General features: G+C 43.6%; 3 protein-coding genes. All 3 read right to left on the bottom strand.

The genetic code is table 11. From position 1 onward, the window contains the following. Positions 1-22 precede the first annotated feature (22 nt). Positions 23-3,121, bottom strand: coding sequence for a DEAD/DEAH box helicase (locus QZ359_RS07360; protein WP_261031018.1), 3,099 nt, complete (start codon positions 3,119-3,121; stop codon positions 23-25). A 92-nt stretch (positions 3,122-3,213) separates the two neighbouring features. Next, entirely contained in the window at positions 3,214-4,380 is a 1,167-nt protein-coding gene (locus QZ359_RS07355; RefSeq protein WP_261076746.1) for a MalY/PatB family protein, read from the bottom strand. A 7-nt stretch (positions 4,381-4,387) separates the two neighbouring features. Continuing rightward, complete coding sequence (locus QZ359_RS07350) at positions 4,388-5,482, bottom strand: cystathionine gamma-synthase (RefSeq protein ID WP_261076744.1); 1,095 nt, start codon at positions 5,480-5,482, stop codon at positions 4,388-4,390. Positions 5,483-5,486 lie beyond the last annotated feature (4 nt).

The raw sequence follows: 5,486 nt of genomic DNA, 5'->3' as shown, positions 1-5,486 counted from the left end.
TATAGCGTATTGTCTTGATTTTTCAAGTGCTGGCTTCAGAAATTCCCAAAATTTCTCTAATTTCTGCTAGGGTCAGACTACCACGTGACTCTGTGCCGTCCAATACTTGTGACACCAAATGTTTCTTCTGTTCTTGTAGTTCCTGAATTTTTTCTTCAATAGTTCCCTTGGTTACCAAGCGATAGACCTCAACCGTTTCTTCCTGTCCCATCCGATGGGCACGGCCAATGGCTTGCGCTTCCACCGCAGGATTCCACCAAAGGTCAACCAAGATAACCGTATCAGCACCTGTCAGGTTCAGACCGACACCACCAGCCTTGAGGGAAATCAGAAAGGCATCTCTTTCCCCTTGGTTAAAGGCTTTGGTCATGTCTTGTCTTTCCTTGGCTGGGGTTGAACCCGTAATTTTAAAGGAAGTCATGCCCAAGTCTGGCAATTCTTGTTCAATTTTCTCCAACATTCCCTTGAACTGAGAGAAAATCAAGACACGGTGTCCGCCGTCTGCCACCTGGACCAGCAGGTCTCGGAGACTATCCAGTTTGCCACTGGCTCCCTGATAATCTTCCATAAAGAGGGCAGGAGTGTCACAGATTTGGCGCAAGCGCATCAGACCAGATAAGATTTCCACCCGACTTCTCTGAAATTCCTGATCTGACACCTGAGCTAAACGGTCTCGCATCTGTTGCAACTGGGCTAGGTAGATAGCCTTTTGCTGGCCTTCCAGTTCATTTTTATAAACCACTTCAATCAAGTCTGGCAATTCAGTCAGCACTTCTTCTTTCTTGCGCCTCATCACGAAAGGTTTGATAAACTGAGCAACGCGCTCAGCTGATAATTTCATAAATTCTTTCTTGCTTGGCAAAAGTCCTGGCATGACGATTTGGAAAATAGACCACAGCTCACCCAGATGATTTTCAATCGGTGTCCCTGACAGGGCAAAAACTGACGGCACCACAAATTGTCTCAAGGTCTGGGCAATCTTGGTCTGGGCATTTTTCATGACCTGAGCTTCATCTAAGAAAAGGAAGTCAAAGGACATCCCCTGATAAAGCTCACTGTCCTGACGGAAGGTAGCATAGCTCGTCACATAGATTTGATGGCTCTCAGCAAGAATCTCTTCACGACTAGCTTTCAAACCATGAACAACAGCCATATCCAACTGTGGGGCAAATTTCTGAAACTCATCTGCCCAGTTGTAAATCAAACCTGACGGTGCTAAAATCAAGACTCGACTTTCTTTTGTCACTTGACTGGTCAAAAAAGCAATGGTCTGCAGGGTTTTACCCAATCCCATATCATCAGCCAAAATCCCACCAAAACCATAATGATGGAGCATTTGCAGCCAGCCGATTCCCTTTTCCTGATAATCTCGCAAATCAGCCTGAACCTGAGTTGCTTGTCTAGGGAAGTCCTCTGGATGCGTCAAATCGTGAGCCAGATTCTGGAATTCTTGTGAAAAAGAAACACTATCTCGCCCCTCAAAAAGATGAGCTAAACTGTAGGCCAAGGATTTCCGAGCCTGCAAGGCCCCATCTTTTAACTCAAATTGCCCCAATTCCCGTAAATCTTGGCGAATTTTCTTGGTTTCTTCATCGAAAAAGTAGACTTTATTAGACGAATCAATATAAAAATCTCGATTATCAACCAAGGCCTGCATAGCTTGGTCAATTTCCTCTTGGGCTATATCTTGAAAATCAAACTGGATTTCCAAGAGACCTCCCTTGGAAGCAATCTGCACTTGAGGGCTTGCTAGGTTATAGAGTTCTTCTAACTTGTCTGATAAATCAACATTCCCGAGTTTTTCAAAGACTGGAATGATTTCGTGGAAGAAATGATAAACAGACTCTGCTTTTAGGGCCTGACGCCAAGATTGAAAATCTGCTTCAAAGCCAGCTGCCAAACAGACTTGGAAAACTCTTTCTTCTAAGTCAGCATCACTCGAAAATGGTAATTCTTCTAACTCTTGTCGGCTAGATATCTGCTTATCTCCATAATCAAACTGAATTTCTAAACGAATCCGATTATCTTCTTCCCTGTCAAAGTAAAAAGAGGGCGTAAAGGTTTTGATTTGTAAACGTTCTGGAGCTGAAACGGTCCCCATCTGGCTAAAGAGCGTTAGACAGGAAGCCAACTTATCTCGGTCACTACTATCAAATTGGAGGTATTTCTTTCCATGCTGATCCAAAGGCAGCGCTTTGATTTCCTTAAGAAGACGCATCTGCTGGTCTGTTAGAAAATAAACCTGTCCTTTATGGAAAAGTACAGCCCCCTGATAAAAGACATTGACCCTAGGACTCTCACTGATTTCCATTTCAAAATAATCCGAGTATTCTGTTACTGTAAAGGCAAATAGATTGGCATCAGCATGCATATCCTGAAAAAGTAGAGTCTGGTAGCTATCCACTTGATGGTCAAATTGAAAATGTGGCAAGGTCATCAGTAAATTCACACCCTGCTCAAAAAAAGTCAGAGGGAAAAAGAGGTGCCGACCTTGGTTTTGGAAAAAGAAGTCTGGAGCCTGTCCTTCCTCCATCAGTCCTCGCAAGAAAGTCAGAAGTTCTTGACTGGCCTCATCAAAGGCTTCCCAAGAAAGAGACTCCTCATAAATCTTGCCAATCATATAAGACTTTCTCTGCTCGACAATTCTTAAAAAGAGTGGAATATCCCGAATGACGTAGTATTTTTGGCTATTGATTTGGCCGATTCTCAGGGTCCACAAGATATGATTGGTTCCTGCTTCCACTTGCCCCACAGCCGATAATTCATAGGCACGTTCTGATTTTGGAGACAAGATTCGGTCCAAAAATTTGCCACCCAAGGTCACCTTGGTTTCAACGGCCTCTTTTTCTTCATGACCTTCTTCCAGACTTTGCAAGATTTCCTGACCACGCTCATCATTTTTCAGAAAATGCTCCAACGCTGCCAAATGCACACAGTAGCCCCTCTTTTGGAAAAAATCGCAGGCACAAAAAACCAAATCATCCTCCAAACTATAGCGCAGTTCTTCTTCTGCAACGCGAGCGTAGAGCCGATTGTTCTTTTCCTTGATAATGTCAACCTTACCAGTTTCATAAAGGGCAACGCCTTCGATACGGATTTTCCCCGGAATCAATTTAGCCATATTTTCACCTTTACCTTATCTTTTTATTATACCATATTTTCACCTATGAAAATAGCCTTCTAGGGATACTTTTCTCCTAGAAGGCTGGATTTTTAACGTTTGGCAAAAGTCGTCACAATTCGCTGACAAACTTCTTGCAGCAGGGATTTGGGCATGGCTACATTGAGACGGGCATGGAGACTCCCTTCCTCTCCAAAATCCAAACCACGGTTGAGGATAACCTTAGCTTCATTTCTCAACAACTCTTGCAATCTTTCATCAGTCAGGTCATAGGCTGAAAAATCAAGCCAAATCAAGTAGGTTCCTTGCGGTTTCATGACCTTGATTTTTGTCTCTTTTCCAAATAAATCCACCACATAATTGATATGGTCTTCAAAGACTTGCTTGAGTTCCTCTAACCAATCCTTCCCATAGCGATAAGCAGCTTCTGTCGCCAAATAGCCCAAGCCTGAAATTTCATGCTGATTATTGGCCAACTGGCGTTTCTGGTAAGCCAGTCTCAACTTAGGATTTTCAATGACTGCATAGGAATTTTTTGTCCCAGCGATGTTAAAGGTTTTAGTGGCACTGGTCAAGACGATAGCAAATTCTTTAAAGTCAGGGTGGACGGTATTGAAAGACTGGTGTTTGTGACCAAAGAGGGCCAAATCTTGGTGAATCTCATCTGAAACCAAGAAAACACCGTGTTTTTGGCAGAGTTGACCAATCTTCTCCAACACTTCTTTTTCCCAAACACGTCCACCAGGATTGTGAGGATTGCAGAGAATATAAAGTTTGACATCCTCTTCCACCAAATCCTTTTCAAGTCGGTCAAAGTCAATCTCAAACAGACCATCCTTTTCTACCAAAGAATTGGTAATCAATCTGCGGTTGTTCAACTTGACACTACGTGCAAAGGGTGGATAGACAGGTGTGTTAATCAAAACCGCCTCGCCTTCTTTTGTAAAGGCTTGAATAGCTGTTGAGATGGCTGGTACCACACCCTCGATAAAGACAAGAGCCTCTTTGTCAAAGTGGTAACCGTGTTGTGTGGCTTCCCACTTTTGAACTTCCTTAATTAACTCTTCACTGGCATAGGTATAGCCATAAACCAGTTGATCAGCGTAAGTTTGCACAGCTTGGCGGATTTCAGGCAAGACTACAAAGTCCATATCCGCTATCCAAGCTGGTAGGACTTCACTATCCGTTTCTGCTTCTTTCCATTTATAGGTATGGTGCCCTAAACGATTGGGCAGGCTTGTAAAATCATATTTTCCCATCTTTATCTTATCCTTCCAAGGCTTGGCGCAAATCTGCAATCAAATCTCTAGCATCCTCAATCCCAATCGACAAACGCAAGAGGTCATCTGTCAAACCATAAGAATGGCGCACTTCTGCTGGAATATCAGCGTGAGTTTGCGTCGTTGGATAAGTGATCAGACTCTCCACTCCACCCAAACTTTCCGCAAAAGAGAAGACCTTGAGGCTGTTTAAAATGTGAGGAATGCGTGTTTCATCCGCTACTTTAAAGGAAATCATGCCTCCACGACCAGTGTAGAGAACTTCCTTAACTGCTGGAGAATCCTTCAAAAAGGCGACCACTTCTTGGGCGTTAGCTGTTGAGCGCTCCATACGAAGAGACAAGGTCTTGAGACCACGAATCAATTGATAACTGTCAAATGGAGACAAGACTGCCCCTGTCGTATTGAGATTGTAGCAAAGCTTTTCGTATAATTCTACACTATTGGTCACAACAACTCCAGCCAAGACATCATTGTGGCCTGCTAGATACTTGGTTGCTGAATGGAGAACGATATCTGCTCCATCTTCAATCGGACGTTGGTAGATAGGGCTGTAAAAGGTATTGTCCACCACCACTTTGGCACCCTTAGCATGAGCCAATTTTGCTAGTTTTTCGATATCAAATTCCAACATCAAGGGATTGGTTGGTGTTTCGATATAGAGAACATCCACGTCCTTTTCTAACTCAGCAATCAACTCTTCTTCTGTATTGGCATAGGTAAAATGGAAACGGCCTTCCTGCTCCACTTGATTAAACCAGCGGAAAGAACCTCCATAAAGGTCACGTACTGCCAAAACCTTACTTCCTACTGGAAAGACGCTAAAAGCTAACACAATGGCTGACATCCCTGAGCTAGTCGCTAGGGCATAGTCTGCTGACTCAATAGCCGCCAAGACTTCCTCCGCCTTACTGCGAGTTGGGTTTTTAGTACGCGTATAGTCAAATCCAGTAGACTGACCGAACTCTGGATGCTGATAAGTTGTTGAAAAATGAAGGGGTGTCACCAATGCCCCTGTCGCTTCATCTGATTTGATACCCGCCTGGGCCAAAATTGTGTTGATGTGTAATTCCTTGCTCATACAA

It is taken from the genome of Streptococcus sp., assembly GCF_019414905.1.
GTDB lineage: Bacteria > Bacillota > Bacilli > Lactobacillales > Streptococcaceae > Streptococcus.
This window is presented reverse-complemented; position numbering and strand designations above follow the sequence as displayed.